This window comes from Oxalobacteraceae bacterium OTU3CAMAD1, assembly GCA_024123915.1.
Lineage (GTDB): Bacteria > Pseudomonadota > Gammaproteobacteria > Burkholderiales > Burkholderiaceae_D > Rugamonas.
Genome location: CP099650.1, coordinates 5,253,615 through 5,277,789, shown reverse-complemented (window position 1 = coordinate 5,277,789; position 24,175 = coordinate 5,253,615). Strand labels below are relative to the sequence as shown.

Sequence of the window (24,175 nt, the reverse complement as noted above, 5' to 3'; positions counted from 1 at the left end):
TTTTACACTTACTTTCAAATATTTAAGGCTGAGTTGTACGGACGCGTCATTTTCTGTTGCATCGCAGCAATCGGCCGTGATTTGTCATGCCATTTGAGTATCTTTACAACGATAAAAATGATTGGCGGCGCCGCCCTGGAGGCTTTAGGATAGCGTCGCAGGTAATTTGGCAGCTCAGCATGCGGTTCACTTTTAAGAAAGATGCTTATTTATGTCTACGTCACCAATCAAACTTGCCATCGTCGGCGTGGGCAAGATCGTCCATGATCAGCACGTGCCGGCGATCACGGCCAACGCCGATTTCGCGCTGGTCGCCTCGGCCAGCCGCAACAACACCATCGAAGGCATTCCGGGATTTAAGTCGATCGAGGAAATGCTGGCCGCCATGCCCGAGATCGAAGCGGTCTCGCTGTGCATGCCGCCGCAGTACCGCTACGCCGCCGCCCACGTGGCATTGACTGCAGGAAAGCATGTGTTCCTGGAGAAGCCGCCCGGCGCCACCCTGTCCGAGGTGGCCGACCTGGAGGCGCTGGCCGCCGCCAACGGCGTGTCCTTGTTCACCAGCTGGCACTCGCGCTACGCGCCGGCGGTGCAGCCGGCCAAGGCCTACCTGGCGGCGCACCCGCCTATTAGTATGCAGGTGACCTGGAAAGAGGATGTGCGCCACTGGCATCCGAACCAGGACTGGATCTGGCAGGCCGGCGGCCTGGGGGTGTTCGATCCGGGCATCAACGCCTTGTCGATCGTCACCGAGATCCTGCCGTCGCTGGTGTTCCTGACCGGCGCCACGCTGGAATTTCCGGAAAACCGCGACGCGCCGATCGCCGCCGAGCTGCACTTCAAGAACGCCGCCGGCGTGCCCGTCCACGCCGAGTTCGACTGGCGCCAGACCGGCAAGCAGAGCTGGGACATCGTCGTCGCTACCGCGCAGGGCGAAGTCAAGCTCAGCGATGGCGGCGCGCGCCTGTGGATAGACGGCGAGGAACAGCCGCTGGAGAAGGAAGCCGAATACCCGTCGCTGTACCGCCGCTTCGCCGAACTGGTCAAGACCGCCAGCTCGGATGTCGACGTGGCGCCGCTGCGCCACGTGGCCGACGCCTTCATGCTGGGCAAACGCAAGGTCGTCGACGCCTTCCACGATTGATGACCACCAGCACACGACGCGCCGCGGCGCTGGCGGCCGGCCTGGTGTTGGCCGCACTGCAGCATAATAGCGTCCACGCGGCCGACGGCGGCTTCGCCAAAGGCGCCGATATTAGCTGGATCACCGAAATGGAGGCGGCCGGCCGTCCCTTCCTCAACCGCGACGGCAAGCGCCAGGATTTGTTCGTCACGCTCAAGGAACAGGGCATGGACGCGGTGCGCCTGCGCGTGTGGGTCGATCCCGCCGACGGCTACAACGGCCTGGCCGATGTGCTGGCCAAGGCGCGGCGCGCCAAGGCCGCCGGCATGCGGCTGATGATCGACTTCCACTACAGCGACAACTGGGCCGATCCGGGCAAGCAGTTCAAGCCCGCCGCCTGGAAGGGCTACAGCGTCGACCAGCTGGCCAAGGCCGTCGCCGACCACACCGGCGCCACCCTGGCGGCGTTGCGCGAGGCCGGCATCACGCCGGAATGGGTGCAGGTTGGCAACGAAACCACGCATGGCATGATGTGGCCGGAAGGCGCGGCCGGCGTCCACATGAACAACTACGCGCGCTTCGTCGCCAGCGGCTACGATGCTACGAAGCAAGTGTTCCCCGACGCGCAGGTGATCGTGCACGTGGATAACTGCCACGACAATCGCCAGTTCCGCTGGAACTTCGACGGCTTGCTGGCCAACGGCGGCAAGTTCGACGTGATCGGCGCTTCCGCCTATCCGACCACCGTCAAGGGCGTGGACTGGCGCGCGGCGACGGCGGCCTGCCTGCACAATATGAACGACCTGGCCGCCCGCTACGGCAAGCCGGTGATGCTGGCCGAGGTGGGCGCCCCGTGGAACCATCCCGAGGGCAAGGCCATCATCGCCGACCTGATCGCCAAGGTGCGCCAGGTCGACAACGGCAAGGGCGTTGGCGCGTTCTATTGGGAACCGCAGGCTTACGATTGGAAAGGCTATCCGATGGGCGCCTTCGACAACAGCGGCAAGCCGACCGCCATCATAGACGCGTTCCTGGAGTGACTACCATCTAACCCGCACGGCCGCGCAGGGTCGTACCCGTACGGGTACGACCCCTAAGCGGCGCGGCTGGCGTCGCGATTCAGGCAGGCGGGTTTGGTTGGCGGATTACATGGCGGTAATCCGCCATGTGGTTTTTTTCCCTGCCGCGCCCCTGTTTAGATTGCTTTGATGTAGATTGACAAGTTCGACCATCCATCACGCTTTCTATGTCCTTGTTCACCAGGCGAACCTTGTCGCTTCGGCATCTGCTTATCATCCTGACCGCGATCGGACTGCTGCCCATGGCCTTGCTGGGCGTGTGGAGCATCCACGCGGCCAGCCAGTATCAACTGCGGGAACAGGAACGCTCGATGCTCGACCTGGCGCGCGCGCTGTCGAGCGCGGCCGACGCCGAACTCGACGCCTCGGTCGCCATGCTGGCCAGCACCGCGCGCGCGCCGGCGCTGATGGCCGGCGACGTCGACGGCTTCTATGACGTCGCGTTCAGGCTGGCGGAGTCCCAGGCCGAATGGCAGGCCCTGATCCTGACCGACGACAAGGGCAAAGTGTTGTTCAATACCGCAGTGGGGCTGGGCGCCGCGCCGCCCAGGGTGGTCGATACCGAAAGCCTGAGGCTGGTGCTGGCCACGCGCCAGCCGGTGGTGGGCCACATCCTGCGCGGTGTCCGGGGCCGCGCCGCGTTTCCGGTGCGCATCCCGGTGATCGACGACGACGGCGAGCTCTACACGCTCACCGCCGTGATCCGGCCCGACCGCATCGTGCAGATGATCCAGCGCCAGAGCATGCCGGAAGGCTCGGTCATTTCCATCATCGACGCCGCCGGCAAGATCGTGGCGCGCTCGCGCAACCACGAAAGCGCGGTGGCCGGCCCGCCCAGCGCCTCGCTGACGCAATTGATCGGCAGCGCCAAGTCGGAAAACGTCGGCACCGCCGCCACGCTCGAGGGCGAGACGGTGGTCTCGGCCTATACCACGCTGTCGCATTACGGCTGGACGGTGGTGGTGGGGCAGCCGGCGTCGCAACTGCGCACCGCCGCCTACCAGCGCCTGGCGGTCTACGGCGCCGGCATGCTGGCCTCGCTGGGCGTGTGCATCGGCATCGCCTCCCTGTTGTCGGCGCGCATCGTCACCACGATCAAGGGCTTGCAGACGGGCGCGGCGGCGCTGGGCACCGGCGCGCCGGTCACCGTGGTGCCGTCGCGCATCGCCGAATTCCAGCTGATCGGCGCGGCGCTGGAGGAGGCTGAGCGCCAGCGCGCCGCGCAGGAGCGGGAACGGGCGCTGCTGCTCGACTCGCTGCAGCGGGCAATGGAAAACCAGGAGGAGGCGCTGACGCGGGCGCGCGAGGCGGGCCGGGCCAAGGACGAGTTCCTCGCAGTGCTGGGCCACGAATTGCGCAACCCGCTCAGCCCCATCGTCACCTCGCTCGACCTGATGGACATGCGCGACGAGCCGGGCGCGCGGCGCGAGCGCGCCGTGATGCGGCGCCAGACCAACCACCTGCGGCGCCTGGTCGACGACTTGCTCGACGTCTCGCGCATCACCTCGGGCAAGCTGCGCATCGACGCCAAACAAGTCAATTTCGCCGACGTGGTGCGGCACGCGGTGGCGGCCTCGCCGCAACCGGTGATGTTGTCGGCGCCGCCGGCGCTGTGGGTGCGCGGCGACGACAGCCGCCTGACCCAGGTGCTCAACAACCTGCTGTCGAACGCGGTGCGCTTCGGCAGCGACGACACGCGCGTGACGCTGGCGGCCGACGGCGATTGGGCGCGGCTGGTGGTCAGCGACAACGGCATCGGCATGGGCCGCGAACTGCTGGCGCGGGTGTTCGAGCCGTTCATGCAGGCGCCGCAAACCTTGGAGCGCCGCACCGGCGGGCTGGGCCTGGGGCTGGCGATCGTGCGCAAGCTCGTCGAGCTGCACGGCGGCACCGTGACGGCCGACAGCGACGGTCCCGGCCGGGGCAGCCGCTTCGAGGTGGTGCTGCCGCTGAGCGCGGCGGCGGCGGACGCGCCGCCGGACGCGCCGCGCGGCGCCAGCGCCGGGGTGCGGGTGCTGCTGGTGGACGACAACGTCGACGCCGCCACGTCCGGCGCGGCGCTGCTTGAACAGCTGGGTCACGAGGTGCGCGTGCTGCACAGCGCGGAGGCGGCGCTGGCGCAGTTCCGCCAATATGCGCCGGCGGTGGCGATCCTCGACATCGGCCTGCCGGACATGGATGGTTACGCGCTGGCGGCGGCGCTGCGGCGGGCGCAGGGCGGCGCGCCGCTGCGGCTGGTGGCGCTGACCGGGTATGGGCAAAAGGAGGATGTCGAGCGGGCCGCCGAGGCCGGGTTCGATTTGCATTTGACCAAGCCTGCCAGCGCCGAAGAGCTGGAGCGGGCGGCCAGTGTCGGAGGTTAAAGCGTATCGCGGAGGCACGTAGGGCGGATTAGGCGGAACGCCGTAATCGGCCATCGACGAGCCGCCGGCGGCGCAACTATGGCCGATTACGCTGCGCTAATCCGCCCTACGTGTCTCCTTGGTCAAGAGACGCCGGGGGGCACGGAACCACGTGGGGCGGATTAGCCGAAGGCGTAATCCGCCACCGCGCCGCCGATAGCGCCACTGCGGCCGCCGGCTCAGCCGTGCAGGGCGCGTTCGCGGCCGACCGCGTAGCCTTGCGCGAAGTCGATGCCGATGCTGCCGATCACATCCAGGGTCACCGTGTCCTCGACGTACTCGGCGATGGTCTGGATGCCGATCACCTGGCCGACCTTGTGGATCGCCTCCACCATCGCCCGGTGCACCGGGTTGTCGGCGATGCCGCGGATGAAGGAGCCGTCGATTTTCAGAAAGTCGACCGGCAGCGATTTCAGATAGCCGAACGACGACAGGCCGCTGCCGAAGTCGTCCAGTGAAAACCGGCAACCGAGCAGTTTGAGCCGCGCCATCAGCTCCTGTGCCTTGGGCAGATTGCGGATCGCCGCCGTCTCGGTGATCTCGAAGCAGATTCGGGCTGGATCGACCCCGTGGTCGACGAACTGGTCGATGATGAATTGATGCAGCTTGTCGTCGTTCATCGACGGCCCGGACAGGTTGACCGCGAACAGCGGCCGCGTGTCATTGCCCGCCGCGCCGGCCGCCTGCGACCCGGCGATATGCCGGCACACCGCGCGGATGACCCAGCGGTCCAGCATCGGCATCATGTGGTAGCGCTCGGCGGCCGGGATGAAGCGGTCGGGCCGGATCACCTCCCCGGCGTCGTCCTTGAGCCGCAACAGGATTTCCTCGTGCGGCTGCTGATTGCCCTGCAGGCCGGCGATCGGCATGGCGTACAGCGTGAACCGGTCATGCTGCAAGGCGTCGTTCAGGCGCGGCACCCACATCATTTCGGTGTGCCGCCGCGCCAGCGTCGCGTCGCTCTCGGAGTAGACGTGGATCCGGTTGCGGCCCTGGTCCTTGGCCATGTAGCAGGCCTCGTCGGCCGCCACCAGCAAATCGCTGACGGACTTGCTGTCGGCGCTGATCTCGACCATGCCGATGCTGGCGCCGATCTCGAAGCTGTGCTCGTCCCAAACGAAGCGGAACTCCTTGACCAGCTGGCGGATCTCCTCGGCGATCAGGCGCGCCTGGTCGAACTTGCAGTAGCCGAGCAGTACGCCGAGCTCGTCGCCGCCGAGGCGCGCCAGCACGTCGCTGTCGCGCATTTTCTCCTGCAGCAGGTTGGCCAGGATTTGCAGCAGCGCGTCACCGGCGGCGTGGCCGGCCGTGTCGTTGACCAGCTTGAACCGGTCGAGGTCGATATACAGCAGCGCGTGCGTGTGGTCGTCATGTTTGGACACATGCAGCGCGTGGGCGATGTGCCGCTCGAACTCGCGACGGTTGCACAGGCCGGTCAGCACGTCGTGGCTGGCGTGCCAGGACAGCTGGCTCGACAGGGCGCGCTGGTGGGTGACGTCGCGGAACACCAGCACCGCCCCCAGCATGTTGCCGTTGGTCTGGCGGATCGGCGCGGCCGTGTCCTCGACGGCGATGCGGCGGCCGTCGCGCGTGACCATCATCGCGTGCGCCGACAGGCCGATGGCCTCGCGTTTGAGCAGGCATTTGTAGACGGCGTGCTCGATGGGCCGGCCGCCGACCTCGTCGATGAGCGGCAGCACCTCGCTGATGTCGCGGCCGGCGGCGCGCGCGCGCGTCCAGCCGGTCAGCCGCTCGGCCGCGCCATTGAGATAGCGGGTGGTGCCGTATTGATCGGTGGTGATGACGCCGTCGCCGATGCAATCGAGGGTCACCTCGGCCATGCGTTCGCGCTCCTGGGCGACGCGTTGTTGCTCGACCATGGCGCTCACGTCCCAGATCAGGCCAAGCGTGCGCACCGGCGTGCCCTGGTCATCGCATAATATCTTTGCCTGGGCGCGCAGCCAGCGCAGCGCGCCATCGGCCGAGTGCAGGCGGTAGCCGACCTGGTACTCGCCGCGCGCGTCGATCGTGCTTTGCATGGTCTCGAGCAACGCCTCGCGGTCGTCCTCGTGCACCATCGCCAGGAACCGCCGGAACGGCTGTTGGGTCTCTTGCCCGGGCAGGCCGATCATGGCGGCGCCGCGCGCCGACCACAAAATGGTGCCTTCGACGGCCCGCCCATTAACGACGGTGGCGTCCCAGATGGCCATGCCGGCCGCGTCGATCGCCATGCGCGACCGCAATTCATGCTCATCCATGCTCATCCCGTCACGTCGCGCGTTGATACAACTCAATACTGGCGATTTTTTCGAGGATGCAATTGATAAAACGCAAACGAACACGTAAAAATAGTTGCGAATCAGCGCAAAGTTGAGCGAAACGAATGGCGAAAGGCCTGCGCACCGCCGTCCGGTTATACTGCCGGGTGTGCGGCGGCGATGGCCCGCCGGCGGCAAGTCATACGGGGGAAAGATGGGGCAGCAGGTGACGGCGGGGACCGGTGCGACGGAGGTGGCGGACGACCTGAGCTGGCTGTCCGGCGGCGGCGAGATGGGACAACTGATCCGTTCGATGGACTGGTCCGCGACCGCGCTGGGGCCGCTCTCGGGCTGGCCGCAAAGCCTGCGCACCTCGGTCAGCCTGTGCCTGTCGTCGACCTTCCCGATCCTGGTGGCCTGGGGACCCGACGACATTCAGATCTACAACGACGCCTACCGCCCCATCTGCGGCGCCAAGCACCCGGAGGCGATGGGCGCGCCGTTCAAGATCTGCTGGGCCACGGCGCTGCCGGTGGTCGGCGACGCCTTCGACCGCGCCCACACCGGCGAGGGCGTCTACATCCGCGACCAGCGCATGTTCCTGGACCGCTACGGCTACCTGGAAGAAGCGTTCATGACGTTCTCGTTTTCGCCGATCCGGGTCGAGTCGGGCAACGTCGGCGGCATTTTCCATCCGATCACCGAATCGACCGCGCAGGTGCTCAACGCCCGCCGCACGCAGAACCTGCGCGACCTGACGGGGCGCATCGCCCGCTCGCGCACCATCGCCGAGCTGGCGGGGCTGATGGAATCGGACGGCGAGACGATGGCGCTGGACGTGCCGTTCATGCTGCTGTACGAGCTGGCGGACGCCGGGACGGAGGCGGGCGGCGCCACCTTGCGCCTGCGCGGACGCACCGGCCTGCCCGCCGACAGCGCGCTGGCGCCGGTCGAGGTGGATGCGCATGACGGCGCCGGGTGGGATTTCGCCGCCGCGCTGGCGGCGGCCGAGGGGCGCCATGTCGACGACCTGGCGCGCCGTTTCGGCGCCTTCGACTGCGCGCCGTATCCGGAGCCGCCGGCCGGCGCCATGGTATTGCCGCTGTACGTGGCCGGCAGCGACACGCCCTACGGCATGCTGGTGGCCGGCGTCAGCGCCCGGCGCGCGCTCGACGACGACTACCGCAATTTCTACGAGCTGCTGCGCGCGGCTTTCAACACCGCCATCGGCAACGTGCTGGCCTACGAGCAGGAACAGCGCCGCGCCGCCGCGCTGGCCGAGATCGACAAGGCCAAGACGGCCTTCTTCTCCAACGTCTCGCACGAATTCCGCACGCCGCTGACCTTGATCCTGGGACCGCTGGAGGACGCGCTGGCCGACGCCGGCGAGCCGCTGCCGCCACGCCAGCGCGAGCGTATCGACGTCACCAACCGCAACGCGCTGCGCCTGCTCAAGCTGGTCAACTCGCTGCTGGACTTCTCGCGCATCGAGGCCGGCCGGGTGCAGGCCCGCTACGCCCCGGTCGACCTGGCGCGGCTGACGGCCAACCTGGCCAGCGTGTTCACCGCCGCGATGGACAAGGCCGGCCTGGCCTACCACGTCGAGACGCCCGCGCTGGAGGCGCCGGTCTACGTCGATCTCGACATGTGGGAAAAGATCGTCTTCAACCTGCTGTCGAACGCTTTCAAGTTCACCTTGTCGGGCGCCGTCACGCTGACCCTGGCGCCCGGCGCCGACGGCCGCACGGCGCGCCTGACGGTGCGCGACACGGGCAGCGGCATTCCGGCGGCCGAGCTGCCCAGGGTGTTCGAGCGCTTCCACCGCGTCGAAGGCGTGCAGGGCCGCAGCTACGAAGGCACCGGCATCGGCCTGGCGCTGATCCAGGAACTGGTGCGCCTGCACGGCGGCAGCATCGGCGTCGAGAGCGAGGTCGGTGTCGGCACCGCCTTCCACGTCGAGATTCCGTTGGGCGCCGCGCACCTGCCGCCGCAGTACGTGGTGGCGCTGCCGGACCGCGACGACGACGCGCGCATGGGCGCCGCCTTCGTCGAGGAGGCGCTGCGCTGGCTGCCGGACGAGCAGGCGGCGGCCAACGCCGATGCGGCCGCCGGCGGCGACGCGTCGCCTGTCACGGCGCCCGCGTCCGCCGCGGCGCAACGCGCGCGCATCCTGGTCGCCGACGACAACCAAGACATGCGCGGCTACGTGCGCTTGCTGCTGGAGCGCGAGTACAGCGTCGAGACCTGCGCCGACGGCGAGGCGGCGATGGAGGCCATCCTGCGCGATCCGCCCGACCTGCTGTTGAGCGACGTGATGATGCCGCGCCTGGACGGCTTCGGCCTGATGCGGCGCATCCGCGAGCACCCGGCGGTGGCCGGCCTGCCGATCATCCTGCTGTCGGCGCGCGCCGGCCAGGAGGCCAAGATCGAGGGGTTGGAGGCGGGCGCCGACGATTACCTGGTCAAGCCGTTCGCCGCCAACGAGCTGCTGGCGCGCATCCGCAACCACATCGAGCTGGCGCGCGAGCGGCGCCAGGCCACCATCGAGTTGCGCCAGCGCGAGGAGTATTTCCGCTCGCTGGTCAACGCCTCGCCGGCGATGATCTGGACCGCCGACGCCCACGGCCACCGCGATTTCCTCAGCCAGCGCTGGTCCGACTACACCGGCCGTTCGCTGCAGGAGGACCTGGGGCGCGGCTGGCTGGAGCTGATCCACGCCGACGACGCCGTCCGGGTCGACGAGGCCTACGGCGCCGCCTTCGGCAAGGGCGCGCCGTTTTCGATCGATTTCCGCCTGCGGGACCGCCACGGCGCCTTCCGCTGGATGATCGACGCCGGCGCGCCGCGCTTCGACCAGGACGGCAAACTGCTCGGCCATATCGGCACGCTGGTCGACGTCCACGAGCGGCGCCTGCTGCAGGACCGCTTCGCCAACGTCACGCGCGCCAGCGGCATCGGCGTCTGGTACGCCGACGCGCCGCTGTCGCTGATGCAGCCCAACGCCCAGCTGCGCGCGCAATTCGGCCTGCCGGCCGAGGGGCCGGTGCCGATGGAGCAGTTCTATCTGCGGGTGCACCACGAGGACCGCGCCCGCGTCGAGGGCGACTTCCACAGCGCGATGATCGAGGGCGTGGCCTATGACGACGAGTTCCGGATCGCGTTGACCACCGCGCCTGCGGCAGGACCGGCGTCGGCGCGCTGGATACGCATGATCGCCTGGTGCCAGCGCACCGAGGGGCAGGGCGGCGGCGTGGCCCACTTCGACGGCGTCACCCTGGATGTCTCGGACCAGAAGAGCGGCGAGCACGAGTTGCGCGCGATGACGGCCGAGCTGTCGCAGGCCAACCAGGCGCAGCGCGAATTCCTGGTCACCCTGGCGCACGAGCTGCGCAACCCGCTGGCGCCCATCCGCAGCGGGCTGGAAATGATGCGCGCGCACGACCTGGCGCGCGACGAGTTTGATCGCGTGCGGGCGATGATGGAGCGCCAGGTCGGCCACCTGGTGCATCTGGTGGACGATTTGCTGGACCTGGCGCGCATTGCCCGGGGCAAGGAGGTGCTGGTGCACAGCCTGGTGGAGCTGGACAAGGTGGTGCGCGGCGCGGTCGAGATCAGCATGCCGCTGATCGACGCCAAGGGCCACCGCTTGCTGGTGTCGGCGCCGTCGAACGCGCCGCCGGTGTGGCTGGACGCGCACCGCGTCGCTCAGGTGATCGGCAACCTGCTCAACAACGCCGCCAAGTACACGCCGGACGGCGGCACGATCGAGCTGATGGCGGTGGTCGAGGCCGGCGAATTGACAGTGACCGTGCGCGACGACGGCATCGGCATCCCGCCCGAGTCCTTGCCGACCGTGTTCGACATGTTCACCCAGGTGCCCGGCAGCGAGGGCCAGGCGCAGGGCGGGCTGGGCATCGGCCTGAACCTGGTGCGCCGGCTGGTCGAGCTGCACGGCGGCGAGGTCGGCGCGCACAGCGAGGGCGCGGGGCGGGGCAGCGCCTTCACCCTGCGCCTGCCGGTGACGCCGTCGCTGGCGGCCGAGGCGATGGCCTTGTCGGCGCCCGGGCCCCAGTCCGCGCCGGCGGCCAGGCGGATCGACGAGGCGTCCGCCAGCCGCCTGCGGGTGCTGGTGGTCGACGACAACGTCGACGCCGCCGAAACCCTGACCGCCTTGCTGGAGTTCAAAGGCCACACGGTGGGCGTGGCGCACGACGGCCCGCAAGCGTTGGCTGCGGCGCGGTCGTTGTCGCCGCAGGTGGTGTTCCTCGATATCGGCTTGCCGGGCATGAGCGGTTACGAGGTCGCGCGGCAGTTGCGGGCGACGCCGGGGCTCGACGGCGTGACCTTGATCGCGCTGACCGGCTGGGGCACGGACGCCGACCGCCTCAAAACCGACGCGGCCGGGTTCGATCACCACCTGACCAAGCCGGTCAGTTTCGACGAGATCTTGCGCATGTTGACCGAGCTGGAGTGCAAGCAGGATAAATGACAAGGCCCCGGCCCGGGGCCGAAAGCGGTAACGAATACCGCTATCGTGTGCTGGCGCACACATGGGCGAGTATTTTGGGTTGCGCGCGATTGTAAAAGTTCAGTTTTGCCTAGTAAAATGTTGATAATAAAGCATTTATAGCAAGGAGTGTTCATGTCTCAGCCCAAACCCTACGACCCCAACGCGATGCTCGACACGATACTGGTGAAAATGCAGCTGCGCAACGACGCGGCGCTCTCTCGCCTGCTGGAGATCCAGGCCCCGGTGATCAGCAAAATCCGCCATCACCGCATGCCGGTCAGCGGCGCGCTGCTGGTGCGCATCCACGAGGCCACCGGCCTGAGCGTGCGCACCTTGCAGGACCTGATGGGGGACCGGCGCGGCAAGTTCCGTCTGTCCTCTGCCCAGGGCCGCGCCGGCGCGGCGTCGGGGACGGCCGGCGGTGCCGAATGACGTTGCCGGCCGCCGTAGTCGGCGACGAACTGATGGCGCTGGCCACGCTGCTGCGCAAGCGCGGATACCACTTCACCACTGTCACGCCGGCCACCCACGGCCGTGTATTGAATCGAGCGGCCGCGCCGAGCGCCCCGGGCTTGCGCGACGTGTTCGGCTGGAGCAAACCCTTTACCGCCGACCAGATGGACCCGGCGATCCTGGCGCAGATGCAGAAAGCCGGGGTGCTGCGCGACGACGCCGGCGTGCTGCGCAGCGCCGTGCGCGCCTCGACCATCGGCCCGCAGCTGTACTTCCATTCGGCCTATCCGACCGGCGACGCCGACGCGGTGTTTCTGGGACCGGACACGTACCGCTTCGTGCGCGCGGCCGGGCAGGCGCTTGACCAGTTAATAAGCAGCACCGGCAACCCCGGCAACCCCGGCGCCCGCGTGCGGCGCGCGGCCGACATCGGCTGCGGCGCCGGGCCGGGCGCCATCATGCTGGCCAGGCGCTTCCCCGAGGCGGAGGTTTACGCGGTCGACATCAACCGGCGGGCGCTGGCGCTGGCCGAGGTCAACAGCCGGCTGGCCGGCGCCAGCAATGTCGCCTGCGTGCACAGCGACATGCTGTCGGCGCTGGACGGCGAGTTCGACCTGATCATTGCCAATCCGCCGTACCTGCTCGATCCCGACCAGCGCGCCTACCGCCACGGCGGCGGCGAGCTGGGCGCCGGTTTGTCGCTGCGCATCGTCGAGGCGGCGATCGCCCGGCTCGCGCCCGGCGGCACCTTGCTGCTGTACACCGGCGTGGCGATCGACAACGGCGAGGACCCGTTCCTGCGCCAGGCCGGCATCCTGCTGGAAGCGGCCCGCCTGTCGTGGAAGTACGAGGAAATCGATCCCGATGTGTTTGGCGAGGAACTCGATACGCCGGCCTACGCCGGCGTCGACCGCATCGCCGCCGTCATGCTGCTCGCCAGGAAAGGCGACGCGTGATGAAGGTATTACGGCAGCGATTGCTGCGTGGCGCCAATCTGTATAGCCGCTTTCCGTGCATCGCGGCGACCATTTCGTTCGATGCCACCGATGAGCCGCTGGCGGACGTCGCCGGCGCCGTGGCGCGGCAATTGTCGTTGCCTTCGATTACGCCGTCGAGCGCGGACATCGGGGAGCTGGTGGCGCGGGTCGCGTTGCAGTTGCAGCGCTTGTGCGGCCACACGCTCGATTTCTCTCACGCGGAGGCGCTGGCCCCCGGTTCCGCGCGGCGCCGCGTCGTGATCCAGTACGAACTGGAACACGTGGCGCAGCGGGCGTTGGCGATGGCGCTGGACATCGTCGGTGCGGCCATGCGTGGCGAAGCGTACGATACGGCCGGCGCGCTGGCCGCGCTGCGGGCGCTGGCGGCCGGTCTGGCGCTGCCGCCGCGTATCGGCGAACTGGTGGGCCAGGCGCGCGCGCTGGGTATTCCCGTGCTGCGCGCCAGCGAGCACGCCGATCTCGTCCAGTTTGGGTGGGGCAGCCGGCAGTGGCGCTTCGTCGACGCGCCGGTGGCCGACACCCCGCTGCTGACCAACACCATCGCGCGCGACCGCCTGCTGACGCGCGCGCTGATGGTCGAGGCCAATATCGACGTCCCGGCCGGCACCACCGTCAACCGGCTGGAGGACGCGTTGCGCGTCGGACGCCGTTACGACTGGCAGGCGGTGGTCAAGAGCCGCCAGGTCGCCGGCGACGACCGGCAATGGCGCTGCACCAGCGAGGCCGAACTGACGGCGGCGTTCGCGCTGGTGCACGCGGCCGGTGGCGATGTCGTCATCGACAGCTTTGAGGACGGCCCGCTCGCCATCGTCGCGGTCGGCCAGGACGGCGCCCGGCACCCGTCGGCGGAGGTGCGTCATCTGTGCGCCGGCGCGGCCGCCAAGCTGGGGCTCGCGGAGGCGCGGGTCAGCGTCGTCGAAAGCGCCTTGGGACCGCTGGTGACGGCGATCGGCGGCGGCCACGCGTCGGCCGATGTCGTCGATGCCGCCACGCGGGCGCGCCGGATGCTGGCGCTGCCGGAGCAGGGCCGCATCCCGGTGATCGCGGTGACCGGCACCAACGGCAAGACCACCACCACCCTGATGATCGCGCACGCCGTGCGGCTGGCGGGACTGCGTACCGGCCACACCACCACGCAGGGAATTTTCATCGGCGACCGGATGGTCGGTCACGGCGATTGCACCGGTTACTGGTCGCACCGCACCGTGCTCGGCTCTCCCGACGTCGACTTCGCCGTGCTCGAGACCGCGCGCGGCGGCCTGCTCAAGCGCGGCCTGGCGTTCGACGCCTGTGCCGTGGGCGTCATGCTCAACGTGTCGGACGACCACCTGGGCCTCGATGGCGTGGAGACTGTCGAGGACTTGGCGCGCGTCAAGTCGACGGTGATCGCCGGCGCGCGGACGGCAGTCCTCAACGCCGACGATCCGCACTGCGTGGCCGCGCGCGCGCGCCTGGCGCCGGACGCCGCGACCATCTTCTTTTCGATGGACCCGGCCAACATCACTCTGCTCGCGCATCTGGCCGAGGGTGGCTGCGGCGTGTGGCTGCAGGACGAGACCATCGTGCTGGCCGAGGGCGCCGGCGGCGCCGTTCAGCCGATCATCGGCGCGGGCGCGATTCCCGCCACCGTCGGCGGCATGGCCCGCTATAACATCGCCAACAGCCTGGCGACGACGGCGGCGTTGCACGCGGCCGGTTTCAGCGCCGCGCACATCGCAGCGGCGCTGGCCAGTTTCGTCTCCGACGCCGCGACCAACCCCCTGCGTTCGAATATTTTCGCGGTCCGCGACTTCCATATCGTGCTCGATTACGCGCATAATCCGGCCGCGTACGCCGCGTTGGGCGACATGGCGCGCGGCATGGCCGGGCGCACGCCGGGCGCGCGCGTGCTTGGCGTGGTGACGTCGCCGGGCGACCGGCGCGACGCCGACCTGCGCCGCATTGGCGAAACCTGCGCCGCCGCGTTCGACGAGTTGTTCGTCTACGAGTCGCAGGCCCGTGGCCGGCCGGCGGGCGAGGCGGCCGCCGTCATCGGCGAAGGCGTGCGCGGCGCCGGCGGGCCGGCAAGTATGCAAACGTTCGGCGGTGCCGCCGAGGCGCTGCGCGGCGCCTACCGCCAATGCGGCAACGGGGATGTGCTGGTGTTCGCCTGTGGCACCGCCGTCTCGACCTTGATCGAGGGCGTGCGCGCCATCGACCCCGAGGGCGCCGCCGCGATCGAGTCGCAACTGGGCGGCGGCGCGGCTTGACCGGCCCGGGCGAAGGCCGGGCTCAGAGTGATTTTGTAGGGCGGATTAGCGAAGCGTAATCGGCCATGAGCCGTCGACGGCTCATGGCCGATTACGGCGTTCCGCCTAATCCGCCCTACGCGGTCTTTGGCTTAGACCTTGGCTTCGACGCCCGGCGTGGCGTCGCGCACCAGGAAGGCGGTGGTCGTCGACGGCAGGTTTTGCAGCAGCCAGGCGGCCATCGCCTGCTCCTGCTTGAGGATGGCTTCGCACACGGCCTGGGTTTGGGTGTCGCCGGCGACGCCGGCGGCGGCGATCAGCGCCGTGTAGCTGGCGATCTCCATGTTCTCGAAGATGTAGCCGGCCATCGCGCCCTTGACCACCTCGTCGCTGGCGAACATGCCGCCGACGGCCTGGCCGAAGGCCATCATCTTGCCGCCCATGTCCTTGATAATGGACGGGCTGCTGCCCAGCCGCGACAGGCAGGCCTCGAGCTGCTCGCGCTGCCAGCGGGTTTCCTCGATATGCTGGACGATACGCTCGCGCAGCGCCGGATAGTGTTCCAACCGCGAGGCCTGGGCCTCCAGCATGGATTCTGCTTGTTGTTCCATTCCGTGCGCGTCGCGCAGCCAGTCAACCAGGTTTTCGTTTGCGGAATTGCTCATCTTGATTCTCCATAGGGTGAGTTTCAGGAAAGCGCGGTGTCGAGCACCATCATCACGATGAAGCCGATCACGAGCGCGCAAGAGGCGGTTTTGCAATGGCCATGGCGGTGCGCCTCGGGCACCACGTCATGGCAGATCACGTACAGCATGGCGCCGGCCGCGCTGGCCAGGCCCCAGGGCAGGAAGCGGGCGCTGGCCTCGATCAGCAGCGCGCCGCTGACCGCGCCCAGCGGTTCGACCAGGCCCGACACCGCGCCCAGCAGGGCGGAAAACACCCGCCCGTAGCCGACCGAGCGCAAGGCGATGGCCACCACCAAGCCCTCCGGGATGTCCTGGATGGCGATGCCCATTGCCAAGGTGTGGGCCTTTGCCGCGTCGACGCCGCCATAGCCGACGCCGATCGCCAAGCCTTCCGGTAAGTTGTGGATCGCCACCGCGCCGACGAACAGCCAGGCGCGCGTCATGGCCGTGGTGTCCGTGCGGGCGGCGCCGTCACCCAGCACTTGTTCGGAACGCACCAGATAGCCGAGCAGCATGACCAGAAGCATGCCGATCAGGATGCCCCCGCCGACGGTCATGCTGGCGACGGCCGAGCTGGCGCCGGCGGTCTTGCTGGCGTTAATCGCCGGCAGTACGAGCGAAAACGATGTCGCCGCCAGCATGATGCCGCCGCCGAGGCCGAGCGCGGCGTCATAGCTGCGCTGCGAAAAGTTTTGCGCCAGCAGCACGGGCAGGGTGCCCACCGCAGTGGCGGCGGCGGCCCACAGGCCGGCGGTCAGCGCTTGTTGCGCCGGCGGCGGCAGCGACGCGATCGCCAGGGCGAAGTCGCGTGTGAGCAGCAGCATGCCGAAGACGCCGATAAAGGCGCCCATGGCGAGGCGCCAGGTGGGGCGGGGGCCGGATCTGAGCATGGTTCAATTCTCCGGGCTCGCGCCCGCTGGGTTGGAAAACATGTTTACTCCTGTTTATGCAGCCATCTTATGGTGGCGACAACGCCGCGTCTGTCGGTGCGCAACGCTTGCAGATGTAAGACGGCTCTCGCACCGCTTTGTTTAGCCACCCCCCGGCGCCCGCGCGGACGCCGCGACTCAACTTAGCGGACGATAGCCATCGCCATTGCGCCCATCGCCGGCGGGCGGGACGGTCGAGCCGGCGGCTTCGGCATCGGCATCGTCGTCGTCGATCGCCTCCGCCGCCATCCCCGGCGCCATGCCGGCGCCCAGTTCGGCGCCGGTCACCGGTTCGGCGGCCGGATTGGACATGGTGCGCGCCGCCATCTGGCTCAGCACCGTTTCCTCGGTCGACGTCAGGCCCACGCGCGCGCCGCCGTCGCCGCCGTCGACCGCCATCTGCTGCGCGGGGTCGCTGACGACGCGCCATTTCGGTCCGCTGTTCCAGGGGCCTTCCATTTCCGGGCCGCCCTGCGACATGTTGAAATAAACGCTGGTGAATTCGGCGCGGCCCGGGCGTTTGCCCGGCGGGAAGTTCGGCTCGATCGCGTACAGCGCCTTCTCGAACGACTTCTGGTGGGCGATCTCGCGCGTCATCAGGAAGCCGAGCGCCTCCTTGACGCCGGGGTCGGTGGTCAGGTTGATCAGGCGCTCGTAGACGATCTTGGCGCGCGCCTCGGCCGCGATGTTCGAGCGCAGGTCGGCCGTCGGTTCGCCGATGGTGTCGATGTAGGCGGCCGTCCACGGCACGCCGCCCGAGTTCACCAGCGGCGCGCCGGCGCCGTACAGCACCTGCGTCAGGTGGCTGTCGTTGCCAGCGCCGGTGATCGAGCGATACAGTTCGCCTTCCTCCTCGACGCCCTCGGCCAGGCGGCCCTTGGCGCCCTTGTTGAGCATACAGACGATGTTGCCGATCACCTCCAGGTGGCTCAGTTCCTCGGTGGCGATATCGAACAGCATGTCCTTGCGGCCTGGATCGTCCTCGGCGACCGCCTGCGTGAAGTAGCGCATGGCGGCGGCCAGCTCGCCCTGGGGCCCGCCGAACTGTTCGAGCATGAGGTTGGCCAGGCCGGGATTGGTCTCGCTGACGCGCACCGTGTATTGCAGTCGCTTGTTATGAGCAAACATACTTTTCTCCTGTTGGGTTGGCGAACGGAAGTTCCGGGCGACGCCGATCCCGGTGGCGGGCTCGGGCATCGAAGGATCATGGTATGCCGCCGGCACGACGGATGACATCGGTGTGCGGCGCTCGCTGATGTAAGACTGCGCTGGCAAAATTTTCTCATCAAGAACATGAGGCGGCGGCCACGGCCGGGCCTGGAATTGTTGAGTAATTCAGGTCGATGAAAATCTTAGACCGTCGGTCAAAACACGCCAGCGCATTCCTACCCGACGATGTCATTTGCGCCGATAGGTGAGATTGTTCACCGCGCTTAACATGACCTTTCTCGAGTTTGCTTTAGCAAAACGGCAGACCGATTCCTTAGTTTCATCAACCATCTATCAGGAGAAGAATCATGGCTAATTCGAACCAAGGTAATGGCGGTAATCAAGGCAATCAAGGCGGCGGCAAAGGCAACAAGCAGTCCGATCAAGGCACCAGCGCACGCGGTTTCGCATCGATGGACCCTGAGCAGCAACGCGAGATCGCGGCTGAAGGCGGCCGCGCCGCACACGCTGCGGGAACGGCGCATGAATTCACGTCGGAAGAGGCGCGTCGCGCCGGCAGCATGAGCCACAAGAACGACGGCAACCAGCAGAGCGAGTCGGGGTCGGGCTCGCGTTCCGGTGGCGGTAACCAGGGTGGCAACGGCGGGTCGGGCGGCTCGGGCGGTACGCGCGGCGGCACGCCGGAGCAGCATGCCGAGGCCGGTCGTCAAAGCCACAAGAACGACCGTAAATAATTTGTACGCGGTGGTTTAGCAAAAAGCTCCGGCAAATATGCCGGAGCTTTTTTTATGTGCGGCCGCGCCGGGTCAGAACGAGATGCGCAGGCTGGACGCCATCTTGCTCGGCACGGACGGCGGCAGCGTGACCGTCAACGCGTCGTCGCGCTGTTCCCAGGTCAGCGGCTCGGCGCTGCCCAGCAGGGCGATCGCCTTGACCGGCCGGGTTTCCAGCCCCGCCTTGCTTCCCAGCGATTGGATGCGCACCGTGCGGCCCGGCACGCCGAGGGTGATGGCATACAGCGCGTCGCCCTTGGTGGTGAAGCGGATATCTTCCGGCGTGTAGGCGGTGTTTTCCTGGAAGTGGCCGGCGGCCGCCTTGGTCGGTCCCTCGCCGAAGACCTTCCATGGACGGGTGCCGTAGATGGCCTCGTCGTTCACGCCCATCCATTCGCTCATCTCGCTGAGGAAGGTCAGCGCCTCCGGCGGCAGGCTGCCGTCGGGATATTGCACCACGTTGAGCAGCAGGTTGCCGTTCTTGCTGACGATGTCGGCCAGCATGTGGACCACTTCCGGCGTCGTCTTGTACTTGTAGCCTTCGCTGTAGAACCAGTCGCCGATGGAGGTGCAGGTCTGCCACGGCAGCGGCTTGATGCCTTCGGCCACGCCGCGTTCGATGTCCTGCACGCCCGCCTCGGGGATGAACTCGCCGGTGCCGATGTCCTTGTGGTTGTAGACCGCTTGCAGCTTGCCGCCGTGCGCGGCGATGCTGGCGTTGTAGAAATTCGACACCAGGGTGCGCCCCACACGGCCGAACGGCAGGCCGCCGTCCGAATACAGCAGGTCCGGCTGATAGCGGCTCACCAGGTCGGTGATGCGGTTAAACCATTGCTGGTGCCAGCGGGTGTCGGTGGTGTACCAGCTCTTGCTGCCGCGGTAGGGCTGGTTGTGCGCCCGGTGGTACAGCGACTGGTAGCGGGGATCGGCGCCGTCGTAGTCGACGCCGAACTCCGGCCACATCGGCGAGTAGCCGTGGCTGGTGGCGAACCAGCTGTAACTGGCGCCCAGGTGCTCCGACACGCCGAAGCGCAAGCCTTCCTTGACCGCCGCCTTTTTCCAGTCGCCGACGATGTCGCGGTGGGGGCCCATCTTGACGGCGTTCCATTCGTGGTGACGCGAGTCCCACAGATCGAAATTGTCGTGGTGCACGCCCATGCTGACGAAGTAGCGCGCGCCGGCCTTCTTGTACATCGCCATCAAACCTTCTGGATCGAACTTCTCCGCCTTCCACAACGGGATGATGTCCTTGTAGCCGACCTTGGAAGGGTGGCCGTAGTTCTTGACGTGATGGTTGTACTGCGGCGAATTCCATATGTACATGTTGCGGGCGTACCAATCCCCCGCGCGCGGCACCGCCTGCGGGCCCCAGTGCGACCAAATGCCGAACTTGGCGTCGCGGAACCAATCGGGCACTTGATAGGACTTGAGCGAGGCGGCGGTCGGCTGGAAAGGTCCGGCGACCTTGGTCAGCTTGACGGGCGGCTCGGCGGCCATGGCCGGTGCGGGCGCGGCTGCGGCTGCGAGGGCGAGGATGGATGAGAAGGTTGCGGCGCGCTGCGTGTTTCCCCACGTGGGCATGGTATCTCCTTGATGAGTCCCGCGCGGAGCGGGTCGGTTGTTGTGTGTTTATTATATATGGAAAACAATTCGAATGTGAGAGCCATGTGATGTCTTGCCGAAATTACTTGACAATAATCTAAGGTGATCCTAAAGTGATATCACTTTGATGTCATTTACCTGAGGAGCAAACGAGCATGAATGGTGCAAACACTCGCCGCGAAACGGCGTTCTCATCGACGAACGGCTACCTGGCGGCCTGCGCCGGCTTTGTTTTACTGGTAGGCGCCGCGTTGATGTTTAAAACGGCAATCGGGGACAACGGCGGATTTTCGTCGTTGTTCGGCGCGATAGCCCTGTTGCTGGCCGCAGTGTTTTTCCTGACGGGGCTGTTCATGCTGCAGCCGAACGAAAGCGCGATCCTCACCCTGTTCGGCAAGTACATCGGCACCGACCGCAGCGAAGGGCTGCGCTGGGCCTTCCCGCTGTACGTCAAGCGGCGCCTGTCGCTGCGCGCGCGCAATTTCAACGCGCCCACGCTCAAGGTCAACGACAAGCGCGGCAACCCGGTCGAGATCAGCGCGGCCATCGTCTGGCGTGTGCGCGATACCGCCCAGGCGGTGTTCGAAGTGGACGATTTCGAGCGCTACGTCGCGATCCAGGCCGAGGCGGCGCTGCGTCACCTTGCATCCCAATATGCGTACGACGAGGCCGAGGATTTGTCCGAGGGGGAAACCACGCTGCGCGGCGGCATGGACGTGGTCGTCGACGCCCTCAAGTGCGAACTGCAAGCGCGGTTCGAGGAGGCCGGCGTGCAGGTGGTCGACGCCAAGCTCACCCATCTGGCCTACGCTCCCGAGATCGCCCAGGTCATGCTGCGCCGGCAGCAGGCCGAGGCGATCATCAGCGCCCGCTCCAAGATCGTGCACGGCGCCGTCAGCATGGTCGAATCGGCGCTGAAGGGATTGTCGGAGCGCGGCATCGTCGAGTTGGACGACGAGCGCAAGGCGGCGATGGTCAGCAATTTGCTTGTGGTACTGTGCTCGGACAAGGAAACCCAGCCGATCATCAACACGGGCACCCTCTACAACTAGCGGCCGAAGAGCATGGCAAGTCCAGGTAAAAAAGCGTATCCGCTGCGTATCGATCCCGCGCTATGGGAGGAACTGCAACGCCTCGCCGCGCGCGATCTGCGCAGCGTGAACGCGGAAATCGAGTTTTTGCTGCGGGAAGGGCTGGCCCGGCGCGGCGTCAAGATCAAGGAAGGCAGCGGCAAGCCCGACGAGCCGGAGCACGAATAAACCCCGGGGTCAGGTCCGACATTCGGACATTACGGAACTTCAGGCACGCCAAAAAGTTCCGTTTTCGTTTCAGTTTGTCCGAATGTCGGACCTGACCCCCGGGGTTTTTACGGTCAGCATTTCTTCGATTTGCTCGAAGCTGACCGGCTTGACCAGGTGGACGTCGAAGCCCGCTTCCCTCGCCAGGTCCCGGTCCTTTTGCTGGCCCCAGCCGGTGACCGCCACCAGCGCGGTATGCCGCAGCGCAGGCATGGCGCGCAGCGCGCGGGCGAGGTCGTAGCCGTTGAGCAACGGCAGGCCGATGTCGAGGAAGGCGAATTCCGGCGCGAATGCGGCGGCGTTGTCGAGCGCGCTCTGGCCGTCGTAGGCGACCGAGACCACATGGCCCCGCGATTCCAGCAACGCCCCCATGCTGTTGACGAAGTCGATGTTGTCGTCGGCCAGCAGGATGCGCCGGCTGCCGGGCGCGGTCCGCTCGCCGGCGCCGGCCTGTTCGCCCGCCGGCCCCGGCGGCGCTTCGATGCGCTTGGGCAAGGGGAGTGCCAGTACGAATTCGCTGCCGTAGCCCAACCCGATGCTGTGCACGCTGAGCTCGCCGCCGTGCAGCTCGGCCAGCCGCCGCGCCAGCGACAGGCCCACGCCGAGGCCGGCCGTGGTGCGCTCGAGCGTGGCGTCGGCCTGCACGAACATCTGGAACACGGCGTCGCGCATCTCCGGCGCGATGCCGATGCCGTTGTCGCGCACGTGGATGCGCACGCGCTGCTGCTCCAGCTCGACATCGACCGCGATGCGCCCGCCGCGCGCGGTGTACTTGGCGGCGTTGTTGAGCAGGTTCGACAGGATCTGCGTCAGCCGCGTGGCGTCGCCCTCGACCCACACCGCCTGCGCCAGCGGCGCCGACGTCAGCACGTGCTCCTGCTGTTCGACCAGCGGCCGCACGATCTCGAAAGCGTCGTGGATGACTTGCTGCAAATCGACCAGGTCGCGCTTGATGGTCAGCTTGCCGGTGTTGATGCGCGACACGTCCAGCAGGTCGTCGACCAGCCGCACCATCTGGCGCAGCTGGCGCTCCATGATGTCGCGCGCGCGCTGCCCGGCGCCGAGGTCGGACGGGTTGATGCGCATGATGTCGAGCCCGGTCCTGATCGGCGCCAGCGGATTGCGCAGCTCGTGCGCCAGGGTGGCGAGGAATTCATCCTTGCGGCGGTCGGCGATCAACAGCGCGCGTTCGGCCTCCTGGCGCACCGCCATCTCGCGCTCCAGCGTGCGGTTGGTGGCGAGCAGCCCGCCGGCGCTTTTTTCCACCTCGGCCAGCATGGCGTTGAAGGCGTCGACCAGGGTGCCGATCTCGCCCGGCGCCGAGCCCGGCACGCGCAGGCCGAAGTCGCGCCGCTGGATGACGGCGCGCGCCGCCGACGTGACCCCTTCCAGCGGCCCGGTGATGCTGCGCTGCAGGCGCGAGGCGACCAGCGCGGCCAGCAGCAGGCTGCACAGCATGACCGCGACCAGGATCGAGCCGTACGAGGCCACCCGCTCGCCGATGCGGTAGCGCGCCTCCAGGTAGACCGTGCCGATGCGCTCGCCATGTTCGACGACCGGGTGGTACAGGGTCAGGCTGCCGTTGACGATCTGGTGCCCCAGCGGTCCCGGTTTTTCCAGGAACACCGGCGTCTTCAGCGCGGCCTGGGTGTAGGAGGCGAACATCGCGCCGCCGCTGTTATAGATGGCGCCGGCCAGGATTTCCGGCCGCATCCGCAGCATGCCCAGGTTCTTGCGCGCGGCCGGTGCGTCGTTGAAGTTGATCGCCGGGGCGCTGGCCAGCGCGATCAGCTCGGCCTGGGTGCGCATGTCGTCGATCCATGAACGCTGGAACGTGCTCAGGTCGTAGAACAGCATCGCGCAGGTGCACAGCAGCAGGGCGGCGGCGGTGGTGGCCAGGGCCATCGCGATGAGCCTGGCGCGCACGGTGGCCAAGCTCAAACCCAACCACCCCATCAACCGCCACCTTTCTGCACCGCGTACGCCACCGACAGCAGGCGCGAGCTCAGTTTGAGCCGGCCCTTGTCGGCCGCCGCCAGCGACACTTCGAAGCGCACGCGCTCGTCGATCAGCCGGAAATTGATGACGCTGCCCGATTCGATGCCGGTGGGCGATTCGGTGACCGTCAGCACGCCGGCCGGCTGCGCGGCCTTGACCAGCGCCGCCTCGTCGGCGCCTTCGGCCGCGCCGATGAACAGCAGGTGCAGCCCGCCCGATGGGTCGACACCCTGCATTTTGCGCACCACGACGGCGTGGTTATTGACCAGGCGCCCGGCCGTCAGCCGCGCCAGCTCGGCGGCGATGTCCTCGGCGCCGACCACGCCCACCACGTACGGCGCGCCGGGGTCGAGCGGGCCGGCGGGAAAGTCGACGTAGCCGAGGAATTTATACAGGAAGCCGGCCTTCACGCTGGTCGCGGACACGGTGTCCGCCTCGTCGTGGACGGCGGCGGCGGGCGCATCGGCTATTTCGCCCACCCCGGCCATTTCTGCTAGCTCCGCGCCCTCGACCATACGGGGCTGCGCGGCGGCGGACGTTGCCAACGCCAAGGCCAGCGCAAGGGCGGCTGCGCGCGTCGGCCTCCAGCTCGCGCCTCTCACTTTGCCAAGCATTTTGTTTCCTTTTAGATCACTTTGGAAAATTATACTGGTGCAAGGTGGGGGGAT

17 protein-coding genes are annotated in these 24,175 nt (G+C 67.6%); 10 read left to right on the top strand and 7 right to left on the bottom strand.

All coding sequences use genetic code 11. The features are described from left to right. Nucleotides 1–211 precede the first annotated feature (211 nt). From NHH88_22325 to NHH88_22315, 3 genes are all read left to right on the top strand, one after another. Nucleotides 212–1,144, top strand: coding sequence for a Gfo/Idh/MocA family oxidoreductase (locus NHH88_22325; protein ID USX12414.1), 933 nt, complete (start codon nt 212–214; stop codon nt 1,142–1,144). After that, complete coding sequence (locus NHH88_22320) at nt 1,144–2,163, top strand: arabinogalactan endo-1,4-beta-galactosidase (protein ID USX12413.1); 1,020 nt, start codon at nt 1,144–1,146, stop codon at nt 2,161–2,163. Before NHH88_22325 ends, NHH88_22320 begins: the two co-directional genes overlap by 1 nt. A 230-nt stretch (nt 2,164–2,393) precedes the next feature. Further along, the gene (locus NHH88_22315; protein ID USX12412.1) at nt 2,394–4,565 is read left to right on the top strand and encodes an ATP-binding protein; all 2,172 of its coding nucleotides are present in this window, start codon (nt 2,394–2,396) and stop codon (nt 4,563–4,565) included. A gap of 218 nt (nt 4,566–4,783) precedes the next feature. Here NHH88_22315 and NHH88_22310 read toward each other — a convergent pair whose 3' ends face one another. Continuing rightward, complete coding sequence (locus NHH88_22310) at nt 4,784–6,862, bottom strand: EAL domain-containing protein (protein ID USX12411.1); 2,079 nt, start codon at nt 6,860–6,862, stop codon at nt 4,784–4,786. A 214-nt stretch (nt 6,863–7,076) separates the two neighbouring features. Here NHH88_22310 and NHH88_22305 point away from each other — a divergent pair, with 214 nt between their 5' ends. The 4 genes from NHH88_22305 (at nt 7,077) to NHH88_22290 (ending at nt 15,072) form a co-directional block, all read left to right on the top strand. Then, nucleotides 7,077–11,351 (top strand): ATP-binding protein, encoded by a 4,275-nt coding sequence (locus NHH88_22305; GenBank protein USX12410.1) that lies wholly within the window; start codon nt 7,077–7,079, stop codon nt 11,349–11,351. A gap of 153 nt (nt 11,352–11,504) precedes the next feature. Further along, nucleotides 11,505–11,804 (top strand): hypothetical protein, encoded by a 300-nt coding sequence (locus tag NHH88_22300; protein ID USX12409.1) that lies wholly within the window; start codon nt 11,505–11,507, stop codon nt 11,802–11,804. After that, a complete protein-coding gene (locus NHH88_22295) occupies nt 11,801–12,781 on the top strand; it encodes a class I SAM-dependent methyltransferase (GenBank protein ID USX12408.1) in 981 nt (326 codons plus the stop codon). Before NHH88_22300 ends, NHH88_22295 begins: the two co-directional genes overlap by 4 nt. Then, nucleotides 12,781–15,072 carry a Mur ligase family protein gene (locus tag NHH88_22290; GenBank protein USX12407.1) on the top strand — a complete coding sequence of 764 codons (2,292 nt, stop codon included), beginning with the start codon at nt 12,781–12,783 and terminating at the stop codon, nt 15,070–15,072. The genes NHH88_22295 and NHH88_22290 overlap by 1 nt, the downstream gene beginning before the upstream one ends. 131 nt (nt 15,073–15,203) lie before the next feature. Here NHH88_22290 and NHH88_22285 read toward each other — a convergent pair whose 3' ends face one another. The 3 genes from NHH88_22285 to NHH88_22275 all read right to left on the bottom strand — a co-directional run bounded on the left by NHH88_22285 (nt 15,204) and on the right by NHH88_22275 (nt 17,794). Next, the gene (locus NHH88_22285) at nt 15,204–15,716 is read right to left on the bottom strand and encodes a DUF892 family protein (protein USX12406.1); all 513 of its coding nucleotides are present in this window, start codon (nt 15,714–15,716) and stop codon (nt 15,204–15,206) included. Between the two features lie 23 nt (nt 15,717–15,739). Beyond that, a complete protein-coding gene (locus tag NHH88_22280) occupies nt 15,740–16,627 on the bottom strand; it encodes a ZIP family metal transporter (GenBank protein ID USX12405.1) in 888 nt (295 codons plus the stop codon). A 177-nt stretch (nt 16,628–16,804) separates the two neighbouring features. Beyond that, nucleotides 16,805–17,794, bottom strand: coding sequence for a manganese catalase family protein (locus NHH88_22275; GenBank protein ID USX12404.1), 990 nt, complete (start codon nt 17,792–17,794; stop codon nt 16,805–16,807). A 389-nt stretch (nt 17,795–18,183) separates the two neighbouring features. Between NHH88_22275 and NHH88_22270 the strand changes: the two genes are divergently transcribed. Further along, a complete protein-coding gene (locus tag NHH88_22270) occupies nt 18,184–18,570 on the top strand; it encodes a stress-induced protein (protein USX12403.1) in 387 nt (128 codons plus the stop codon). Nucleotides 18,571–18,642: 72 nt separating this feature from the next. Here the strand turns inward: NHH88_22270 and NHH88_22265 are convergent, their stop codons facing one another. Next, nucleotides 18,643–20,190 carry an alpha-L-fucosidase gene (locus tag NHH88_22265; GenBank protein USX12402.1) on the bottom strand — a complete coding sequence of 516 codons (1,548 nt, stop codon included), beginning with the start codon at nt 20,188–20,190 and terminating at the stop codon, nt 18,643–18,645. 176 nt (nt 20,191–20,366) lie between these two features. On the opposite strand from NHH88_22265, the gene NHH88_22260 reads away from it, so the two are divergent. Together NHH88_22260 and NHH88_22255 are read left to right on the top strand one after the other, a co-directional pair. Beyond that, nucleotides 20,367–21,263 (top strand): SPFH domain-containing protein, encoded by an 897-nt coding sequence (locus NHH88_22260; protein ID USX12401.1) that lies wholly within the window; start codon nt 20,367–20,369, stop codon nt 21,261–21,263. Between the two features lie 12 nt (nt 21,264–21,275). Continuing rightward, on the top strand, nt 21,276–21,470 hold the full coding sequence (locus tag NHH88_22255) for a hypothetical protein (protein ID USX12400.1): 195 nt from the start codon (nt 21,276–21,278) through the stop codon (nt 21,468–21,470). Between the two features lie 69 nt (nt 21,471–21,539). Here NHH88_22255 and NHH88_22250 read toward each other — a convergent pair whose 3' ends face one another. Together NHH88_22250 and NHH88_22245 are read right to left on the bottom strand one after the other, a co-directional pair. Next, complete coding sequence (locus tag NHH88_22250; protein ID USX12399.1) at nt 21,540–23,450, bottom strand: ATP-binding protein; 1,911 nt, start codon at nt 23,448–23,450, stop codon at nt 21,540–21,542. 14 nt (nt 23,451–23,464) lie between these two features. Then, nucleotides 23,465–24,121, bottom strand: a complete 657-nt coding sequence (locus tag NHH88_22245) for a YfiR family protein (GenBank protein ID USX12398.1) — start codon at nt 24,119–24,121, stop codon at nt 23,465–23,467. Nucleotides 24,122–24,175 lie beyond the last annotated feature (54 nt).

Excerpts from the sequence above, each read along its gene's own strand:
- NHH88_22325 (USX12414.1), top strand. The coding sequence starts at position 212 with ATGTCTACGTCACCAATCAAACTTGCCATCGTCGGCGTGGGCAAGATC.
- NHH88_22320 (USX12413.1), top strand. The coding sequence starts at position 1,144 with ATGACCACCAGCACACGACGCGCCGCGGCGCTGGCGGCCGGCCTGGTG.
- NHH88_22310 (USX12411.1), bottom strand. The coding sequence starts at position 6,862 with ATGGATGAGCATGAATTGCGGTCGCGCATGGCGATCGACGCGGCCGGC.
- NHH88_22305 (USX12410.1), top strand. The coding sequence starts at position 7,077 with ATGGGGCAGCAGGTGACGGCGGGGACCGGTGCGACGGAGGTGGCGGAC.
- NHH88_22300 (USX12409.1), top strand. The coding sequence starts at position 11,505 with ATGTCTCAGCCCAAACCCTACGACCCCAACGCGATGCTCGACACGATA.
- NHH88_22295 (USX12408.1), top strand. The coding sequence starts at position 11,801 with ATGACGTTGCCGGCCGCCGTAGTCGGCGACGAACTGATGGCGCTGGCC.
- NHH88_22290 (USX12407.1), top strand. The coding sequence starts at position 12,781 with ATGAAGGTATTACGGCAGCGATTGCTGCGTGGCGCCAATCTGTATAGC.
- NHH88_22285 (USX12406.1), bottom strand. The coding sequence starts at position 15,716 with ATGAGCAATTCCGCAAACGAAAACCTGGTTGACTGGCTGCGCGACGCG.
- NHH88_22280 (USX12405.1), bottom strand. The coding sequence starts at position 16,627 with ATGCTCAGATCCGGCCCCCGCCCCACCTGGCGCCTCGCCATGGGCGCC.
- NHH88_22275 (USX12404.1), bottom strand. The coding sequence starts at position 17,794 with ATGTTTGCTCATAACAAGCGACTGCAATACACGGTGCGCGTCAGCGAG.
- NHH88_22270 (USX12403.1), top strand. The coding sequence starts at position 18,184 with ATGGCTAATTCGAACCAAGGTAATGGCGGTAATCAAGGCAATCAAGGC.
- NHH88_22265 (USX12402.1), bottom strand. The coding sequence starts at position 20,190 with ATGCCCACGTGGGGAAACACGCAGCGCGCCGCAACCTTCTCATCCATC.
- NHH88_22260 (USX12401.1), top strand. The coding sequence starts at position 20,367 with ATGAATGGTGCAAACACTCGCCGCGAAACGGCGTTCTCATCGACGAAC.
- NHH88_22255 (USX12400.1), top strand. The coding sequence starts at position 21,276 with ATGGCAAGTCCAGGTAAAAAAGCGTATCCGCTGCGTATCGATCCCGCG.
- NHH88_22245 (USX12398.1), bottom strand. The coding sequence starts at position 24,121 with ATGCTTGGCAAAGTGAGAGGCGCGAGCTGGAGGCCGACGCGCGCAGCC.